This window comes from Kitasatospora sp. NPDC048662 (genome assembly GCF_055587065.1).
The window spans coordinates 135217-154976 of sequence record NZ_JBVJHA010000014.1 but is presented as its reverse complement, the minus strand read 5'-3'; the positions used below and the strand labels follow the sequence as shown (position 1 = coordinate 154976).

Genomic DNA, 19760 nt, shown 5'->3' with positions numbered 1-19760 from the left:
GGGACTAAATGACCGTCGAAGGCACCGGTCGGGCCGGGTTGGTGTCGTGGCGGGGCTGCAGCGGGTCTGCGGGCGGATGTGGGAACGGATGGAGGAGCTGGGCGTGGACGAGCTCAATGTTGCGGTGGTGGGTGCGGGGATTGCGGGGTTGTCCGCAGCGCACCACCTGGTGGCCGCCGGGCGTGAGGTGCGGGTGTTCGAGGGTGCGGGGCGGGTTGGTGGGCGGATGGCGTCCACCCGGGTGGACGGCTGGTTGCTCGACGAGGGCGCGGAGACCATCGCGGGCGCCGGGTACGAGGCGACCTGGGAGTTGATTCGCGCGGTCGGCATTCCGGAGTCGGAGGTCCCCGTGATCGAGCCGGGCTTCGCGCTGTGGCGGGGCGGTCGGGCGCATGCTCATCTGGGCCACCCGAAGGGCCTGTTGACGGGTGCCGGGTTGTCCTGGCGGGGCCGGGCGGCGTGGCTGCGGTTCGCGATGGAGCTGTCCATGTCCTGGCGCGGGTTCGACCCCGACCGGCCGGAGAATGCGCCCAGCCGGGACCTGACGCTCAGCGAGTTCTGTGCCGGTTCGGCCGGGCGGGAGGAGTTGCTGGCGGCGATGCTGCAGCCACTGTCCAGTCACTGTTTCGGCTGGCGGCCGGAGAGTTCCGCGGTGGCGCCGATGGTGGCGACGCTGATGTCGGTCGGCGGGGCCGGTGCCCGCTGGATGACCTACCGGGACGGTATGGACACCCTGGCCCGACGACTGGCGGAGCACCTCCGGGTGGAGTTGGACTCGCGGGTGGTGGCGGTCCGGGAGCAGCCCGGTGGGGCCGGCGTGCGGCTGGAGTTCGCCGACGGTGCGGAGGTGGTGGCCCGGCAGGTGGTGCTGGCGGTGCCCGCGCCGCTGGCCCTGGAGCTGCACGGCAGCGCCGCCGAGGACGCACAGCCGTACTTGGCCGCGAGTACGTACACGCCGATGCTCAAGGTTGCGTGTCTGCTGGACCGTCCGCTGCCGAGTCCCACCCGCTCCCCCAGCTACGCGATGTCGGTACCGGAGAGTGAGAGCCGGGTGTGCACCGGCCTGATCCTCGACCACCTGAAAGCGGAGGGCCGGACCCCCGAGGGGCGGGGGCTGGCGAGTGTGTTCGCGTCGCCGTGGATCTCCCCACAGCTGATGGACGAGCCCGACGAGCAGGTGGTGGAGACGGTCTGCGCGGAGGCCGAACGCTTCCTGCCGGGCCTGCGGGACGCCACCGTCCGCACCTTGGTGCACCGTTTCCGGCTCGGGCTGCCGCAGGGTTCGCCGGCGGCGGTGCGGGAACGGGCCGCGTTCCTGGCCCGGTCGGCCCGGGCGGTGGAGTACGCGGGCGACTGGGTGATGCTCCGGCCGAGCAGTGAAGGTGCCGTCCGTTCGGGCAAGTTGGCGGCCGAGCGGGTGCTTGCCTTCGCATCGGAGCGGTCCCGGGCGGTGGGGGCGGTGGGGATGGTAGGGGCGTCCGGGGCGGCAGCGGTTCCCGTGCCGGCGCCGCGCGGCCCCGAGCCGGATGCGGCGAAGGCGGATGCGGCGAAGGCGGATGAGGTGCAGTTGGGTGAAGTACGTTCGGGTGAGGTGCAGTTGAGTGAAGTGCAGTCGGAGGGGGCGCAGTCGGATGGGGTCGCGTCCGGGGCTGTAGTAGCGGATCGCGGGCCGGGTGGGCAGGCCGGCGAGACGGCTGGGGCGGCCTGATGGTCAGGGTGGTGCGGGAGTTGGCGTTCGGGGGTGGTGGCAGTTCGTACCTGTTCGACAACGCCAGTGCGCATGCCGGTGGGCAACATCGGTGTCTGGCGGGGTGGTTGGACCGGATCAGTATTGGGGAGCTGAGCCGGGTCGGGGTGCGGCCCGGGATGAGTTGCCTGGATGTGGGGGCCGGGGCGGGAAGTATTGCCGTCTGGCTTGCGGATCAAGTCGGGCCGGAGGGCACGGTGTTGGCCACGGATGTGGCACCGCTGCCGATGGCGGACCGGCCCGTGTTGACGGTGCGTCGGCACGATGTGGTGCGGGACGCGTTGCCGGAGGCGGCGTTCGATCTGGTGCAAGTGCGGCTGGTGCTTTCCCATCTGCCGGAGCGGGACGCCGTGTTGGCACGCCTGTTCGCGGCGCTGCGGCCGGGTGGTGTGCTGCACCTGTTGGAGTTCGACGCCGAGTACGCGCCGGTGCTGACCGCCCCCGGCGAGCGGGCCCGTGATCTCTACGAGCGTTACCAGCAGGCGAAGTTGCGGGCCTTCCGGGCACGCGGCTCGGATCAGGGGTGGGGACGGAAGTGTGCCGCCGCCATGGTGCGCGCCGGTTTCGTCGGCGTGGAGGCGTCGCCGTACCTCGACACGCTCGCACCCGGCACGCCGCAGTTGGAGATGCAGGTGCACAACACCTGGCACCTGCGGGAAGCCCTGCTGCGCGAGGGCCTGACGGATGACGAACTCGCCGAGCTGCGGGCCTTGTTCGCCGATCCGCTGTTCCGGGCCTGCTCGAACGTGGTGTACGCGGTGCACGGCCGCAAGCCGTGACGGTGGTGGAGGTGCCGGTTCCCGCCCCCCGGTCGGGCCGGGCGGGGGTTTCGGTCGGATGTGACGTGGCGGCCTCTCGGTGAGGCGGGGCGGGGTGGTGCGGCTGGCCCGTGACGGGTCTGGGAGGTTCGAGTGACAGCCGAGCAACTGTGGCGTGGTGCACGGGAGTTGGAAGGAGGGGTCCGGGGTTCTCTGCCGCTGGTCGCTTCCCGGGTAGCAGCCGATCTGATGCGGGCGGCCGGGGTGGAGGTGGCGGAGGCTGCGGGTGGCGTGCTGGAGGCTGATGGGGCCCTGGTCTGCCGGTTGACCTGGGCGGGGCCGGTGAAGCTCCCGTTGCGGAGCGAGGCGGACGTACAGGCGGCGTGCGGGGTGATGCACGTCCATGGGCGCAGGTACGGTGGCCCGCGCCTGCTGGGCGTGGACTTCGCATCGGTTGCGGCCGGGGTCCTGGCTGCCGGTGGCACTCTCGCGGCTTTGCGGGCGCGGGAGTTGGGCGTGCCGTATCGGGAGGTGGAGGTCTCGGTGGCGCAGGCCGCGCTGTTCGGCCTGGCGCAGTACCTGGCGGCGGCGACGGCGGAGGAGCCGTGTGCGGAGCCGGTCGGGGTGGGTGGTCCGCCGTTCCGGTCATCGGACGGTGTCCGGTTCGAGCTGGAGACGCTTGCGCCCGACGGCTGGTTGCGGTTCTGGACCGAACTCGGCGTCGAGCGGCGGGTGGTGGGCCGTTCGTGGCTTCCGTTCCAGACGCGGTACGGGACGGCGACGTGTCCGCTGCCCGCCGAACTGTTCGACGCGGCCCGCCGATTGACATTCCGGGAGGTGGTCGCGTCGGCGGAGCAGTGCGGCGTCGCCGTCACGCCGGTGGCGGCGGCGCCCCTGGTGGTGGGCGGGATGCCGTGGCGGTTGCGGGAGGGGCCGGCGGGGGCGCCGACGTGCGAGGCTCCGGCCGGTGGGCTCGGCCCGCTGAACGGCGTGACGGTCGTCGAGGTGGCGCGGCGCGTACAAGGGCCCATGGCTGGGCGGGTGTTGAGCCTGTTGGGTGCGCGAGTGGTGCGGGTCGAGCCGCCCGGCGGGGACCCGTTGCGGGGCGTACCACCGATGACCGAGGTCGGCGGGGAGCCGGTGTCGGCGCGGTTCGCTGCGCTCAACCGCGGCAAGGAAATACTGGAGGCGGACCTCAGGTCGGCCGAAGGTCGTTCTTCCGTACGAGAGTTGGTGCGGGGCGCGGATGTGCTGCTGCACAGTCTCGCGCCGTCGAAGGTGGTCGGCCTGGGCCTGGACGCGGAGACGCTGGACGCCGTCCGCCCCGGGCTGGTCTACGCGCAGGCGTCCGGTGGTGCGCCCGGGGTGGACACCGACTACCCCGTGCAGGCGTACTCCGGTCTCGCCGCGCTCCTGGTCCCGCCCGGGCTGCCACCGCAACCCCCGCAGCCCCCGCACCCTCCGCAACCGACGCTGCTGACGGTCTGCGACGTGCTGGGTGGGCTGGTCTGCGCGGCGGCGGCCGTCGCCGGGCTGGTGGCCCAGGCGCGGACGGGGCGGGCGCAGCGGGTGGAGTCGTCGCTGGTGTCGGCGGCAAGGTTGCTGTGCGGCGCCGCGAGCGCGCCCGACCACCCGGGTGACGGGGCCGAGGTGTGCACGGATCTGTCGGTGCTGGCCGGTGATCCGCGGTTCGCCGGAGCGCTGGAGGGTTCGGGGTGTGCCGTCGTCCGTGCGCCCTGGGAGTTCCGGACGTGAGCGGGTGGCGGTGGCGGAGGCGGCGCCCTCGACCGCTGTGCGGACGCTCGGGGCGGCGGACGTCGCACCGCAGGGGCCTCGCCGGCCGGGGGCGGAGGCGGTGCGCGTATGGGGGGTGGGGGCGGTGCTGTCCTCCGGCCGGGGGCGTTTCCGACGGGTGCGGGTGCGTTCCGGGTGGGTGCGGGTGCGGGGGCCGGGACGGGTGTGGGTGCGTTCCGGGTGGGTGCAGGCGCCGGGAGGGGGGCAGCGATGTGTGGCCGGGGGCGCCGGCTGGGGGGACGGCTGGTGGGCATGGGCGGCCGGGTGCTGTGCCGGGGCCCGGGGAGGCGGGCGAATCGTGGGCCCGCGCGACGGGTCGGCATCGGCGAGCGGGTGACCGGGCGTCGGCGCCGGGGGCCGGTGTGCGCCCGGCTGGGGTGGGGCGGCACGGGGGCGTTCGTCACGGGCCGGCGGGGATGCGGGTATCCGCCGGTCCACGGCGCACCGGGTGCGGGCGGTCTGCTGCATCGGCGACGGGGGGTTCTGGGTGGGGTGGCCGCGCTGCCTGTGGTGGGACTCGGCGGCGGGTGTGTCGTGCGGCGGCCCCCAAGGCGGGGACGGGGTGGCGCGGCGCCAGGAGTGCGTTGATGGCGGGCAGGGGGCGTCGGGGCTGCGGAGTTGGGCACGCGGCGACGGTTGGTGGTGGCGGAGCGGTCCGATGCTGCGGCGCCTGGTCACGTACGCCTGGCGATCGGCGGCGCGGCCGCTGCCCGGCGGCGGTCCGGCGACGGGAGGCTGGCGGCGGATGGGGGCGGTCGTGGAGGTGCCGCGCTCTACGTGTTGACGTGACGAGGCGGCGCGGCGCTTCGACGGGCGTGGGAGGGTGGCGGTGCGGTGGCGCGGCCGGCTCGGGGAGTGGGGGCCGTTGTTCGGGTGGGGCGGGTCGGCAGTTGCGGGTTCACGCCCGCGCGCCGGGAGCGTCTGCACCGGCCGGGACCCCGCGGGGCGTCTGTGGGCGACGCGGTGTGCGCTGGAGGGCCGGTGGCGCTTCACATCGGGCACTCCGGCCACGAGCGACGGGCCGCAGATGCGTTCCCGGAACCGCAGCGGGGCGGCGTGACGCCGCGAACACCTCGGGGGGAGGCAGGCACGACTGGGGCTTCGGTACTGCAAACGCGCTAGCAGGTGGCCGTGTGCGAACGGGCCAAGTGGGCCGACGGAACGGGATCAGGCCATGTGGACCCGGTGGTTGGCCCCTCGCGCACTGCCCGGCGACGGTCCGGCGGCGGGCGGACGACGGCAGGCGGACGTACTCGCGAAGACGCCACGCCCTGCCTGCTGACGCGAAGGGGCGGCGCGGCACTTCGGCGGGGGCAGTCGGGTGGCATGGCTGCCATGCAGCTGGCGCAGTGAGTGGAGGCCGTTGCTCGGGTCGGGCGGGTCGGAAGCTGCGGGCTCACCCCTGCGCGCCGGGAGCGTCTGCACCGGCCGGAACTCCGCAGGGCGCCTGCGGGCGACGCGACACTTCGGCGGGGGCAGTCGGGTGGCATGGCTGCCATGCAGCTGGCGCAGTGAGTGGAGGCCGTTGCTCGGGTCGGGCGGGTCGGGAGCTGCGGGCTCACCCCTGCGCGCCGGGAGCGTCTGCACCGGCCGGAACTCCGCAGGGCGCCTGCGGGCGACGCGACACTTCGCCAACGCCCTTGTACTGGACGCCTGGTGGCGCTCCGCGCTGCACACCCCGGCTGCAACGGACACGCCCCCCATGTGCGGCCGCCACCGCAGCTGAGCCGTGCGATGCCGCGAACGCCTCGGCGGCAGGCATGCGCGACCAGGGCTTCGGACCTGCGAACTCCCCCGCAGGTGGCCGTGTCCGATCAGGCCAAGTGGGCCGACGGAACGGGATCAGGCCATGTGGACCCGGTGGTTGGCTGCTCGCGCACTGCCCAGCGACGGCCGGGCGCCGGGCGGACGACGGCAGCCGGGCGCGCTCGTGGGAGTGCCGCGCTCTGTCTGTTTGCGCGAAGGGACGGCACGGCACTTCGACGGGGCAAGGAGGGTGGGGTGGCGGTGGCGCAGCTGGCTCGGTGGCTGGACGCCGCTGTTCGGGTGGGACGGGTCGGCCGGTGCAGGATCACGCCGGCGCGTCCCGAACGCCTGCACCAGTCGGGACTTCGCAGGAGGGCTCCGGGCGGCACGACACAGCACCAACATCCTTGCCCGGTAGGCTCGATGGCGCTTCACGTCGCGGATCTCGGCCGCGACCGACACGGCACGGATGCCTTCCCGGCACCGTGGCTGGACGGCGTAACGTGGCGAACGTCCCGGTGGGAGGCAGGCGCGACCGGAGCTTCGGAGCTGCGAACGCCCCCGCAGTCGACCCGGCCCACGAAGGCGAACTGGGCCTGCGGAACGGGATCCGGTCGTGTGGACCCGGCGGTCGGTCGCCCGCCCGTTGCCAGCCAACGGCTCAGCGCCGGGCGGCCGACGACAGGTGGGCGTGCTCGTGCGAGTGCCGCGTTCTGTCCGTTTGCGCGAAGGGGCGACGCAGCGTTTCGCCAGGCGCGGGAGGGTGGTGTTGCGGTGGCACGGCTGGCTCGGTGAGTGGAGGCCGTTGCTCGGCTCGAACGGATCGGAAGCTGCGGGCTCACCCCTGCACGCCGGGAGCGTCTGCACCGGCCGGAACTCCGCAGGGCGCCCCTGGGCGACGCGACACATCGCCAACGCCCGTGCGCTGGAGGCCTAATGGCGCTGCGCGCAGCACACCCCGGCTGCGACGAACACGTCGCCCATGTGCGGCCGCCACCGCAGCTGGGCCGTCTGATGCCGCGATCACCTCAGCGGCAGGCATGCGCGACCAGGGCTTAGGAGCTGCGAACGCCCCAGTAGTCGACCCGGCCCGCGAAGGCAAACTGGGCCTCCGGAACGGGATCCGGTCGTGTGGACCCGGCGGTCGGTCGCCCGCCCGTTGCCAGCCAACGGCTCAGCGCCGGGCGGCCGACGACAGGCGGGGGTGCTTGCTGAGGTGCCGCGCCCTGCCTGCTGGTCTGAAGGGACGGCACGGCACTCCACCGGGCGTGGCCGGGTCGCCTGGCGGCAATGCAGCGAGCTCAGCGAGGGGAGGCCGTTGCTCGACTCGCACGAATCGGAAGCTGCGGGCTCACCCCTGCGCGCCGGGAACGTCTGCAACGATCGGGCCGCCGCAGGGTGCCAGCGGGCGGCACGGCGCGCCACCAACGGCCTTGCGCTGGACGGCCGGCGGCGCTTCGCCTCGCGCACCCCGGCCACGACCGACAGGCCGCGCCGCCGGATGGCCTAACACGGCGGATACCTCTGTGACAGGCGGACACGGCTGGGGTGCCAGCGTTGCGAACGCCCCCGCAGATGGTCGTGGCCATGAACGCGAAGTGGGCCTGCGGAACGGGATTCGGTCATGTGGGCCCGGCGATCGACCCCGCGCGCGCTGCCGACCAGCAGCCCAGCGCTGGACGGACGACGGCAGGTGGGGGTACTCGCGAAGGTGCCACGCCCTGCTGGCTGGCATGAAGGGCCAGCACGGTGGCTCAACGGGCCTGACCGGATGGTGGTGCGGTGATGCGACTGGCTCGGTCAGTGGACGCCGCTGTCTGGGTGGAATGGGTCGGCAGTCGCGGATTCACGCCCGCGTGCCGAGAGCATTTGCACCGAGCGGGCCGCGACTGGATGCCCGTGGGCTGCGCGGCGCGCAACCAACACCCTTGCGCTGGAGGGCTGGTGGCGCTTCGTGTCGCGCACCTCGGCCACGACCGACGGGCCGCGCATGCGCGCCCAACAGCGCAGCGGGGCTGCGTAACACGGCGAGCCCCTTGGTGGGAGGCAGGCGCGACCAGGGCTTCGGTACTGCAAACGCGCTAGCAGGTGGCCGGGTGCGATCAAGCGAAGTGGGCCGACGGATCGGGATCCGGTCGTGTGGGCCCGGCGGTCGGTCGCTCGCGCGCTGCCCAGCGACGGTCCGGCGGCGGGATGCTGACGGCAGGTGGGGGTGCTCGCGAAGGTGCCACGCCCTGCCTGCTGACGCGAAGGGGCGGCAGGGTGTCTCGACGGGCATGGTCGGACGGCGGTGCGGCAATGCGGCTGGCCCGGTCGGTGGACGCCGCTGTCTGCGTGGGATGGGTCGGCAGTTGCGGATTCACGCCCGCACGTCGAAAGCATCTGCACTGAGCGAGCCGTCACTGGATGCCTGTGGGTTGCGCGGCGCGTTACCAACGTCCGTGCGCTGGAGAGCTGGTGGCACTTCACATCGCGCACTACGGCCTCGACCGGCACGCCGCGCATGCGCGCACGACACCGCCACTGGGTGGCGTAACACGGAGAGCGCCTCGGCGGGAGGCAGGCGCGACTGGGGCTTCGGTACTGCAAACGCCCCCGCAGGTGGTCGCGGCAGCCATGAAGGCGAAGTGGGCCTGCGGAACAGGATCCGGTCGTGTGGGCCCGGCGGTCGGTCGCTCGCGCGCTGCCCAGCGACGGTCCGGCGGCGGGATGCTGACGGCAGGTGGGGGTGCTCGCGAAGGTGCTACGCGCTGCTGGCTGACGTGAAGGGGCGCCAGGGTGTCTCGACGGGCGTGGTCGGACGGCGGTGCGGTGATGCGGCTGGCTCGGTCGGTGGACGCCGTTGTCTGCGTGGGGTGGGTCGGCAGTTGCGGATTCACGCCCGCACGACGGGAGCATCTGCACCGATCGGGCCGCCGCCGGGTGCCTGCGGGCGGCGGCCCACGGCGAACGTCGCGGTGGAAGGCAGGCGCGACCAGGGCTTCGGTACTGCGAACGCGCTAGCGGGTAGCCGTGGCCATGAAGGCGAAGTGAGCCTGCGGAACGGGATCCGGTCGTATGGGCCCGGCGGTCGGTCGCTCGCGCGCTGCCGACCAGCGACCCAGCGCCGGGCAGCTGACGACAGGCCGGGGTGCTCGCGAAGGTGCCACGCCCTGCCTGCTGACGCGAAGGGCCAGCACGGCGTCTCGACGGGCATGGCCGGATGGCAGTGCGGTGATGCGGCTGGCCCGGTCGGTGGACGCCGCTGTCTGCGTGGGGTGGGTCGACGCTTGCGGATTCACGCCCGCACGCTGAGAGCACCTGCACCGGCCGGAACTCCGCAGGGCGCCTGGGGGCGGCGCGGTGCGTCACCAACGCCCGTGCACCGTACAGCTGGTGGCGCTTCACCTCGTGCATGTGTACCCGGCACCGCGGCTGGGCCGCGTGATGCCGCGAACGCCTCGGTGGCAGGCAGGCAGGATGGGGGCCACGGAGCTGTGAACGCCCCGGAAGCCGGCCAGGTCCAAACAGGTGGAACGGTCCGACGTTGCAGGTCACGGTCGCGCGCACCTGGCAGCCGACCACACACACGCTGCCCCGCAACGGCTCGGCGCCGGGCGGCAGATGACGGGTGGGGGCGCTCGCGCAGATTCCGTTCTCTGCGTGCTGACGTGAAGGGACGGCGCGGCCTTCCGACACGTGTGCGCGGACGGCGTTGCGGCGATGCGGCTGACTCGGTGGGTGGATGCCGGTGTCTCGACGGAACGGGTCGGCGACTGCGGGCTCGCCCCGGCGCGCCCGGAACGCCTGCACCGGCCGGGTGGTACCAGATGTCACCAACGCCTCTTCCCGGTAAGGCCGGTGGAGCTGAGCGCCGTGCACATCGGCCACGACCAGAGCGCCGGAGCGCAGTACCCGGCACCGCAGCCGAGCAACGCGATGACACGAACGCGTTGGTGACCGGCAGGCGCGACTGGGGACCGCGAGCTACCCAAGCCCCAGGAGTCGGCAGACGGAACGGGATCGAGTCATGTGGACCGGGCGATCGACGCGCGCGATGCCGACCAACTGCCCAACACAGAGCGGCCGACGACAGGCGGGAGCGCGAGCCGAAGTGTCGGCATCGGTGTGCTGACGTGAAGGGATGGCGCGGCGATCCGGCGAGCGTGGCTGGTCGGCATTGCGGCGATGCAGCGGGCTCGGCGGGTGGAAACCGTTGTCTCGGCGGGACGGGTCGGTGGTTGCGGGCTCGCCCCGGTGTTGCGGGAGCGCCTGGACCAGCCGGGCTGCCGCAGGGCGTCTGTGGGCGGCGCGGCAGGTTGCCAACACCCTTGCGCTGGAGGGCCGGTGGCGTTGCACGCCGCGCAGTTCGGTCGCGGCCGACACGCTGCGGTTGTCTGCCCGGCACCGCACCAGAGTGGTCCGAGACAGCGAGTATCTCGGTGACAGGCGGGCGTGGGCGGGATTGCGGAGCTGCGGAGGCTCCGGCACTCGGCAGGGCCTGTTCAGAGGAAGTGGACCGACGTTGCAGGCCCGGGACACAAGCACCTGACTGCGGACAGGTATCGAGCCCGCGCCGACCGGCCGACGGCGGGCGGGGGCGCTCAGAGAGGTGGTGCCCTGGCCGTGGTGACGTGGAGGGACGGCGCGGCGTGCCGAGGAGCGTGGTCGGGTGCAGTTGCGGCGATTCGGCCGGCCCGGCAGGGGGAGGTCGTCGTCTCGGCGGGACGGATTGGCAGCTGCGGGCTCGCCCCGGCGCGCCAGGAGCGTCCGCACCGGCCGGGCTGCCGCAAGGCGGATGCGGGCGGCGCGGCACATCGCCAACCCCCGTGCGCTGGCAGGTCGTTGGCGCTGCGCGTAGCGAAATCCGGCCACGGCCGACGGGGCGGAACTTGCCGCCCGGCACCGCAGCCGGGCGGCACAGCGGCGCGAAGGCCTCGGTGACGGGTGGACGCGGCCGGGGCTGCGGTGCAGGCCAGGCTCCAAGAGTCGGACGCGACACCTACCCGGGCGAAGTGGGCCGGCAGCACGGGATCCGGTCGCGTGGACTTGGCAATCGGCCATACGGACGTCGGCGCCGGGCGGCCGACAGGCGAAGGTGCTCGCCGGGGTGCCGGGGTCTGTTTGCTGACGTGGAGGGATGGCGCGGCGGTTCAAGGAACGCGGTTGGGCGGCGTCGCGGCGATGCGGCAGGCCTGGTGGGTGGAGGCCGTTGTTCCGGTGGGACGGGTCGGCAGGTGCAGGCTCACCCCCGCATGTCGGGACCGCCTGTACCGGCCAGGCCGTCGCAGGGTGGCCGTGGGCAGCGCGACGCCTCAGCGTCGTCCGCATCCTGGCCAACCAGTGACGCTGCATGCCGCGCATCCGGCCACGACAGAGCCTGCGCGCCGGGCACTGCGAGCACAGGTGACCGGCCGGCACGACTGGGGCTGCGGAGCTGCTCACGTCCCGTCGGTCGGCGGTGCTCGCTCGGGCGAAGAGGGTCGGCGGGACGGGATCCGGTCGCGTGGTTCCGGCGGCCGGAGCGGTGCTCCCGTGGTGGGCGGCGCGCGGGCATGGCGCGGGGTGGGCTGCCGGGTGGGCTGCCGGGTGGGCTGCTGGGTGGAGGGAGGGTTTTCAGTGTGGGATCGATCAGTGATGGGAGTGGTGGTTGTGGGCGGTATGTGGGTGTCGGTGGCTGGGGTGGAGTTTCCGGATCAGGTGGGGCGGGGGTTGCGGGAGGAGTGGGTGGCTCGGGGGTGGTGTCCGGGGCGGGGGTTGTATGAGCTGTTTGTGGAGCGGGTGGGGGTTGATGGGGGGCGGGTGGCTGTGGTGGATGACGGGGGTGAGGTGACGTTCGCCGAACTGGCGGGGCGGGTGCGGGGGTTGGCGGCGGGGTTGGCTGCGAGGGGGGTGGGGCCGGGGTCGGTGGTGGCGACGAAGGTGCCGGCGGATTGGCGGGCGGTGGCGGTGGATCTGGCGGTGGCGGCGTTGGGGGCGGTGGTGTTGCCGTGTGTGCCGGGGCATGGGCGGCGGGATCTGCTGGCGTTGTTGGGGACGTCGCGGGCGGATGCGGTGGTGACGGTGCCGGAGTGGAAGGCGCTGGTGGACGGGTTGCGGCCCGAACTGCCGTGCCTGCACGAGGTGGTGGTGCTGGTTGCGGAGCCGTGGCCGGAGCAGGCGGAGTGGGAGCCGGTGGGCGTGGATGCGGAGGCGCCGGCCCGGATTCTGGTGTCGTCGGGGTCGGAGGCCGCGCCGAAGTTGATCGCGTACTCGCACAATGCGCTGGCGGGGGGCCGCGGTCGGTATGTGGAGCGGGTGTTGGAGACGGTGGACGGGGCGCCGCCGCGGGTGTTGCTGTTGGTGCATCCGGCGACGGCGTACGGCTCGTTGGCGGTGGTGTCCTTGGTGCGGTGCGGGGCGACGGTGGTGTTGCGGGAGCGATTCGATCCGGCGGATGCGCTGGCGGCGGTGGGGCGTTGGCGGCCGACGCACCTGGCGGCAGTGCCGACGATGCTTCGTCGCCTGGCGGATCAACTTCCGGTGGGGGGTGAGGACTTGTCCTCCTTGCAGGCGGTGGTGTCGAGTTCGGCGATGCTGTCGTCGGCTGTGTTGGGGGCGGCGTTGCGGCGGTTCGGGTGCCCGGTGGTGAACGTGTACGGCGCCAGTGACGGGATGAACTGCCATACCCGATGGACGAGTTCGGACGTCGATGTGCTCCGGGTGGGACGTCCGGATCCGGCGGTGGCGGAGTTCCGGGTGTGCGGGCCGGACGGGCGGCCGGTGCCGGCGGGGGTGGCGGGCGAGGTGCAGGCGCGGGGGCCGATGAGTCCGCTGTGCCACGTCGGGGAACCGGAGTTGGACGCCCGGCTGCGGGTGGACGGCGGGTGGGTGCGGTCCGGCGACCTGGGGGTGCTGGAGGCGGACGGGTCGCTGCGGGTGGTGGCGCGGACCAAGCAGATGGTGAACCGGGGCGGGGTGTCGATCGGCCTGTCGGAGGTGGAGCGCCTGCTGGAGGGCCACCCCGGGCTGCTGGAGGCGGTGTGCGTGCCGGTGCCTGATCCGGATCTCGGCGAGCGGATGTGCGTCTGCGCGGTGCCGCGCGAGCCGGCGGGCGGGTTGGCACTGGTTGAACTGACGGACTATCTGGGCCAGTTGTGCGGGCTGGAGAAGTACAAGTGGCCGGAGCGGCTGGTCCTGCTGGACAAGTTGCCGTTGGGTGCGTCCGGGAAGCCGGACCGCTTGGCGCTCACGGAGTTGGCGGCCGAGGCAACTCGGGGCCAGGGGGCGGTAGTTGCGGTGAGCTGAGACGAATGCGGCCGGGGCCCACCACGGTGGCGTGGTGGGCCCCGGCGCTTGCGGTGCGGCTCAGGCGACGGGTGCGGGCGCGCCGGTGAAGGACAGCACGGCGGCCGTGATCCGTCCCCGGCGCTTGCGGTGCGGTTCAGGCGACGGGTGCGGGCGCGTCGGCGAAGGACAGCACGGCGGCCGTGATCCGGTCCACCTGGGCGTCCGTCAGGTGGGGGTGGACCGGGATGGACAGGCACTGGCGGGCGGCGCGTTCGGCGTTCGGCCAGTGGCCGCCGGCGGGGGCGGCGGAGGCGAACGCGGGCTGATGGGGCAGTGGGCTCGGGTAGTAGATGTGGCTGTCGATGCCGTGGGTGGCGAGGTGCTTCTTGAGCTGGTCACGGTGCTCGGCGAGCAGTGAATAGACGTAGTAGCAGCGGCCGTTGGTACCGGGTGGCGGCGGGGTGATGCCGTGCTCGGCGAGTGGGGTGAACTGTTCGTGGTAGTGGGCGGCGATCTCGGCGCGGCGGGCCAGGCGGCGGGCCAGGCCGGGGTGGCGGCGCAGTTGGAACGCGGCGAGGACTTCGTCGAATCGGCTGTTCATGCCGATCAGGTGGTGGCGGAAGCGGTGCACGCCGTCCTGGCCGTGGTTGCGCAGCATCCTTGCGACGCGGGCGAGTTGAGGGTCGTCGGTGATCACGACGCCGCCCTCGCCGGGGCCGCCGAAGGACTTCACCTGGACGAAGGAGAACAGGCCGGCGTCGCCCCAGGTGCCGGCGGGTCGGCCGTCCAGGACCGCCCCCTGGGCGACGGCGGAGTCCTCGATCAGGCGGAGGCCGTGCCGGTCGGCGAGGGCGCGCAGGCGCGGCATGTCGGCCATCACGGAGAACATGTGGGCGGGCATCAACGCCTTGGTGCGGGTGGCGATCAGGGCCTCGGCGGCGTCCGGGTCGATGACCAGGGTGTGCGGGTCGATGTCGGCGAACACGGGGGTGGCGCCGACGCCGAGGACGGTGTTGGCGAGCGGGGCGCAGCCGAATGCGGGGACGATCACCTCGTCACCGGCGGCGATGCCCATGGCACGCAGGATGAGGGTGAGCGCGGTGGTGCCGCTGCCGCAGGCGATGACGTCGGCGACGCCAAGGTCGGCACGCAGCAACTCCTCGAAGCGGGCTGTGCGTTCGCCGAGGATGAAGCGCTGGGCGGGGTCGGTGGCGACCTCGTGGACGACGTCCAGCAGGAGGTCGCGGTCGTCCTCGAAGAGGTCGGGCGGGAAGAACGGGATCGGCGGGGGTGCGGTGGTGGTCATCGGGGGGTTCCGTGCCTTCGGTGCTGGAAGCCGCGGACCAGGTCGCTGACCAGGTCCAGGTCGTGGTCGGCGAGGTCGGGGTAGAGCGGCAGCGCGAGGGCGCGTTCGCAGGCGGCCTCGGCGTGCGGGAACTCGCCGCGCCGGTGGCCGAGTTCGGCGAAGCAGGGTTGCAGGTGCAGCGGCGTCGGGTAGTACGTCTCGGTCTGGACGCCGTGCTGGGCAAGGTGGGCGGCGAGTTCGTCGCGGTGGTCGGACTCGATCAGGTAGACGTACCAGACGAGGTTGGTGGCGGCCTCGCGCGGGACGATGGTGGGCAGGGTCAGGCCGGGGGTGCCGGCCAGGCGCTCGGTGTAGCGGGCGGCGAGGTCGGCGCGGCGAGCGATGTCCTGGTCGGCGCGGCTGAGCTTGGCGAGCAGAACCGCCGCCTGGATGTCGTCCATCTTGCTGTTGGTGCCGAGGAGTTCGGTGGGCCGGTTGATGGTGGGGAAGTCGTCCACGGTGTGGCCGGTGCGGCCGTGGTGGCGCATCGCGGCGACGGCGTCGGCGATGGCGGGGTCGTCGGTGAGGACGGCCCCCGCGTCGCCGATCGCGCCGAGGGTTTTGGTGGGGAAGAACGACAGCACGCCGCCGGTGCCGTGCAGCCCGGCGTGGACGCCGTTCCAGCGCATGCCGAAGGCCTCGGCGCTGTCCTCGACCAGGGTCAGTCGGTGGCGGTCGGCGAAGTCCAGCAGGCCGCTCAGGTCGGCGAGTTGGTGGAACAGGTGGACCGGCATGATCATGCGGGTGCGCTCGGTGCGGACGGCTTCCGCACTGGCCGGATCGAGGCTGTAGCTGTGCGGGTCGATGTCGGCGAAGACGGGGCGGCCGCCGGCCAGCACCACGGCGCTGGCGGAGGCGACGAAGCTGTACGTCGGGACGATCACCTCGTCGCCCGGCTGCAGGCCGGCCGCACGCAGCAGCAGGACCAGCGCGTCGGTGCCGCTGTTGACGCCGACGACGTGGCGGGCGCCGGTCCAGGCGGCGAGGGCGGTTTCGAGTTCGGCGACCTTGGGGCCGTGCGAGTACTTGCCGCGGTCCATCAGTTCGTCGAGGTGGCGCCGGGTGGTGGGCCAGAGGGATTCGAAGGTCTCGGCCTGCTGGAAGAAGGAGACGCCGGAGGAGGCACCCATGGAACTCTCATCGGTTGTGGGGCGGTGACGGACGGGTGGGGTGGTAGGTGGCGGGCTGGCCGGGCGGGCTGGCCGGGCGGGCTGGGCTGGTCGGGCTGGTCGGGCGATAACGGGTACGGCGCCGCGGCAAGGCGGTCCAGGTGCCGACTTCGGACAGGCCGGACGCAACCGGAAAACGCTTTCCGAACACCGCCACAGGGAACGGGAAAGCGTTTTCCGGTTGGTTTTCGGAACCGGCTTTCGAGCAAAGGCGACTCACCCGCACGGCAGCCGGATGCACCCCGCTGAATCTATGCCGTCCCCACCGCCGTCCACCGCGCGGGAACGGCGTCTTCACTCGTTCGAATGGCCTGCTAGCTAGGCGAGTTGACGGTCACTCGGGCCCGGCAGGAAGTGACTGGTTGAATACCCGGCGACGCGATCCCCGCGAATCGGACGGAAGGACGGCTCCGCCATGTCGAACGGACTCGGGACCTTACTGGTCGGAATGGGGCGGGCGGGCAGCGGACTCCATCTGCCGGTGCTGCGCCGGTTGCGTACCGCCGCCGAATCCGCGCCCCTGTTCGCCCCCGCACCGATACTCGCGGTGGACCCGCACCGCCGCCCCGGGGCAGCGGCCGACCTGCGACCCGTCAGCCTCGCGGAGGCGCCCCGGCTGGCCGACCCCGCCGACACCGTCGTCCACCTCTGCACCCCGCCGACCGAACGGGTCGCCGCGCTGGACACCCTGGGCCGCCTCGGCTACCGGCGCATCCTGCTGGAGAAGCCGTTCGCCGCCGACGCGGCCGGGCTGGACGAACTGCTCGCGCTGCGCGAGCGCCACGGGCTGGACCTGGTGGTGGTCGCCCAGTGGCTGGGCAGCCGACTGACCGACCGGCTGCGCGCCGCCCTGGCGAGCGGGGCGTACGGCCCGCTGCGGACCATCCACGTGGTACAGCGCAAGCCGCGCTTCTCCCGCTCGCTGGCCGGCGACGGCCACCCCACCGCGTTCGACATCGAACTGCCGCACTCGCTCGGCCTCTGCCTCTCACTGGCCGGGCCGGGCCGGGTCACCGGTGCGGGCGGCACCGACATGGTGGTCGGCGGGCGGGTACTGCCCCGGCTCGGCACCGCCTGGCTCAACCTCCAGCACGAGAGCGGAGCGTGGACCCGGATCCGCTCCGACCTGACCTCCCCCGTCCGGGAGCGCCGAGTCACCCTGGAACTCGCCCACGGCACCCTGATCGGCCACTTCCCCGGCAGCGAGGCCGACGCCTACGCCCGGCTGACCGTCATCGACCACGACGGCGAGAGCACCGAACTGCTCCACGACGACTCGCTGAGCACCTTCCTGCACCACGTCTACGCCTACTTCGCGGCGGGCGGCGCGGCCGGCGGCGCCCGCCACCCGCACCCCGACCTGGCGGTCAACTCCCAGGTGGTGCGGCTGCTCGACCAGGCCAAGACGATCGCCGCGCAGGCGCGCGAGGCACAGATCCGTGACGCGCAGACGCCTGACGCTCAAACGCCTGACGCGCAGCACCGCGCGGCGGCCGCCCGATGACTGCCGCCGCACCGCGCACCGCCGACACCGACACCGCCGCCGACACCACCACCACGTCCGGCGCGTCGCTCGGCCGGTCGCTGCCCCGTCCGGTCGCCGCCCCCACGATCAGCTTCGGCGGCATCGGCGACGAGGCCGCCCCCGACCTGCCCGGCCAGCTCGACGCGCTGGACGAACTCGGGTGGCACGACCTCGAGTTGCGGACCATGGACGGCAGTTGGATCGCCGAGTTGCCGCTCGACCGGGTCGGCCGGATCGCCGAGACGCTCGCCGCCCGGGGCGTCCGGGTGACCGGCCTGGCCTCCCGGATCGGCAACTGGAGCTGCCGGATCACCGACGACTTCGGCCGCGACCTGGCGGAACTCGCCGCACTCGCCGCCCGCGCCGCACTGCTGGGCACCGACCGGATCCGGGTCATGTCCTACCCCAACGCGGGCCTGCCGGACGCTGATTGGCGCCGGCTGGTGCTGGAGCGACTGACCTGCCTGGCCGAACTGGCGGGCCAGGAAGGCCTGACCCTGCTGCACGAGAACTGCAGCGGCTGGGCTGGCACCTCCGCCGAACGCCAAATCGACCTGGTGGCCGCTGTGGACAGCCCGGCGCTGCGCCTGCTGTTCGATGCCGGCAACGGAGTCGCGCACGGCTACGACGGATACCTGATGCTCCGTCAGATCACCGACCACGTCGCGCACGTGCACATCAAGGACGCGGTGGGCGGCGGCGACAGCGCCGAGTACGTGCTGCCGGGCGACGGGGCGGCGCGGCTCGCGGAGAGCCTGCGCTTCCTGGTGGACCGGGGCTGGAGCGGCGGATGGTCGCTGGAGCCGCATCTCGCCACCCGCCCGCACCAGGGCCTGGCGGCGGACGGCACCGCCGTAAGCGGATTCGTCGCGGCCGGGCGGGCGTTGAGTACGCTGGTGGAACGCGAGGTCCTGCCGTCCGCGGTCGGCTGGCGCCTGGTGCCCGGCGGGCTGGAGCACACCGCGGCGGTGTCGCGTGAGCGGTGACACCGCAGCCCGCACCACCGACACCGACTCCGACTCCGACACCAGCACCGGCACCGGCACCGGCACCAGCACCAGCACCGGCACCGGCACCGGCACCGGCACCGGCACAGCAAAGACGGGCGCCCGACTCGACGCCGACGACCGGGAGTTGCTGCTCGACCTTCTCCGCCTGCCGACCGCCGGCCCGCTGGAGACCGGCCCCGGCGCACCGCGCCCGCTGCTCCCCGAGGCGCTCACGGTGTACGCCCGGGCGGCGGGGGCGGTCGGCCTGGCCGAGGTGTATCGCGGCGCGCCACGCGCGGCGGACCTCGACCGTCCGGACGTGCCGCTGACCGTGCGCCAACGAGCGGGCGACGAGGGTTTCTTGGCGTCCCAGCCGAGCCTCGTCCTGCGGCTCGGACCGGAGTTGCCCCGGGCGGCGACGGTGATGTTCAACGTGCACCTGGACACGGTGGCCGGACTGGAGCCGGTCGGGTTCGACGGGCGCCGGTTCACGGGGCGGGGCGCGATCGACGCCAAGGGTCCGGCGGTGGCGTTGCTGGCGGGGATTCGGGCGGCGGTCGCGACGGAGCCCCGGCTGGGCAGTTCGGTCGGGGTGCTGGTACAGGCCGTGTCGGGCGAAGAGGGCGGCGCGATGGGCGTGTTCGGCACCCGTCCGCTGGTGGAGGCCGGGTACGTGGGCGCGCTGAACGTGTTCTGCGAACCGACCGGCCTGCGGTATCTGCCCCGGGCCACGGCCGCCGCCACCGCCCGGTTGCGGGTAGGTGGCGAGGACGCGATCGACGACTGCCCGGGCGAGGGCCACAATGCGAGCGTACTGCTCGGTTTCCTCGCGCAGTACCTGGCGCGGGAGTTGGGCGCCGTGGCCGCTCCGCGCGACCCGGTGTGTGTGGCCGGGCTGAGCACCGGTCCGCTGCACAACCGGGTGTACGGAACCGGCGAGCTGCTGCTCAACCTCCCCTACCGGGACGCCGGTTCGGGACGCCGGGCGGAGACGGCCGTGCGGGCGGCGGTCGATGCCGGACTGGCCGCATTCGGACGGGAGTTCGCCGGACTCCCGGAGTTCGCCCGGACCGCCGCCGACTGCGCGCGGATCACCCGACTGGACTGGCTCAAACGCGGCCTGCCCGTCCTGGACAACCGGCATCCCGCATTCGAGGACCTGCTGACGCGGCAGGCCGGAATCCCCCGATTCCCGGACGGTGAACCGGCGTTCACCTGCGACGCGATCTGGACGGCGGGCCTGCCGGACGCGTTCACCGTGGTGCTCGGCCCCGGCGACCTCGGCGCCAATCGGGCGCACGCGACGGGCGAGTTCGCCGACCTCGCCCAGCTCGACGGCTTCGCTTCGGCGGTGGCCCGCCTGCTGGTGGCCTTCGCCCGCCACCGACCACTCCGCCGACCCCACGCCGACCGCTGACCGCCGACCGCCGAACCGCTGA

The 19760-nt window shown here is 73.3% G+C and carries 9 protein-coding genes; 7 read left to right on the top strand and 2 right to left on the bottom strand.

Annotated features, from left to right (window positions below):
- The first annotated feature begins 46 nt into the window (after window positions 1-46).
- From ACZ6R9_RS29320 to ACZ6R9_RS29305, 4 genes are all read left to right on the top strand, one after another.
- Window positions 47-1708 (top strand): protoporphyrinogen/coproporphyrinogen oxidase, encoded by a 1662-nt coding sequence (locus tag ACZ6R9_RS29320; RefSeq protein WP_465541468.1) that lies wholly within the window; start codon window positions 47-49, stop codon window positions 1706-1708.
- An 11-nt stretch (window positions 1709-1719) separates the two neighbouring features.
- Window positions 1720-2526, top strand: a complete 807-nt coding sequence (locus ACZ6R9_RS29315) for a methyltransferase (RefSeq protein ID WP_465541466.1) — start codon at window positions 1720-1722, stop codon at window positions 2524-2526.
- A 228-nt stretch (window positions 2527-2754) separates the two neighbouring features.
- Window positions 2755-4260 carry a CoA transferase gene (locus ACZ6R9_RS29310; RefSeq protein WP_465541464.1) on the top strand — a complete coding sequence of 502 codons (1506 nt, stop codon included), beginning with the start codon at window positions 2755-2757 and terminating at the stop codon, window positions 4258-4260.
- A gap of 7401 nt (window positions 4261-11661) precedes the next feature.
- A complete protein-coding gene (locus ACZ6R9_RS29305) occupies window positions 11662-13311 on the top strand; it encodes a class I adenylate-forming enzyme family protein (RefSeq protein WP_465541462.1) in 1650 nt (549 codons plus the stop codon).
- Between the two features lie 136 nt (window positions 13312-13447).
- Here ACZ6R9_RS29305 and ACZ6R9_RS29300 read toward each other — a convergent pair whose 3' ends face one another.
- A complete protein-coding gene (locus ACZ6R9_RS29300; RefSeq protein WP_465541460.1) occupies window positions 13448-14599 on the bottom strand; it encodes a DegT/DnrJ/EryC1/StrS family aminotransferase in 1152 nt (383 codons plus the stop codon).
- Complete coding sequence (locus ACZ6R9_RS29295; RefSeq protein WP_465541458.1) at window positions 14596-15768, bottom strand: DegT/DnrJ/EryC1/StrS family aminotransferase; 1173 nt, start codon at window positions 15766-15768, stop codon at window positions 14596-14598. The genes ACZ6R9_RS29300 and ACZ6R9_RS29295 overlap by 4 nt, the downstream gene beginning before the upstream one ends.
- Before the next feature lie 454 nt (window positions 15769-16222).
- Here ACZ6R9_RS29295 and ACZ6R9_RS29290 point away from each other — a divergent pair, with 454 nt between their 5' ends.
- Genes ACZ6R9_RS29290 through ACZ6R9_RS29280 form a run of 3 tightly spaced genes read left to right on the top strand, consistent with a single transcriptional unit; the run spans window position 16223 to window position 19738 of the window.
- Window positions 16223-17311 carry a Gfo/Idh/MocA family oxidoreductase gene (locus ACZ6R9_RS29290; RefSeq protein WP_465541456.1) on the top strand — a complete coding sequence of 363 codons (1089 nt, stop codon included), beginning with the start codon at window positions 16223-16225 and terminating at the stop codon, window positions 17309-17311.
- Entirely contained in the window at window positions 17308-18318 is a 1011-nt protein-coding gene (locus tag ACZ6R9_RS29285) for a sugar phosphate isomerase/epimerase family protein (protein WP_465541453.1), read from the top strand. Before ACZ6R9_RS29290 ends, ACZ6R9_RS29285 begins: the two co-directional genes overlap by 4 nt.
- Complete coding sequence (locus ACZ6R9_RS29280; protein ID WP_465541451.1) at window positions 18308-19738, top strand: M20/M25/M40 family metallo-hydrolase; 1431 nt, start codon at window positions 18308-18310, stop codon at window positions 19736-19738. The genes ACZ6R9_RS29285 and ACZ6R9_RS29280 overlap by 11 nt, the downstream gene beginning before the upstream one ends.
- Window positions 19739-19760 lie beyond the last annotated feature (22 nt).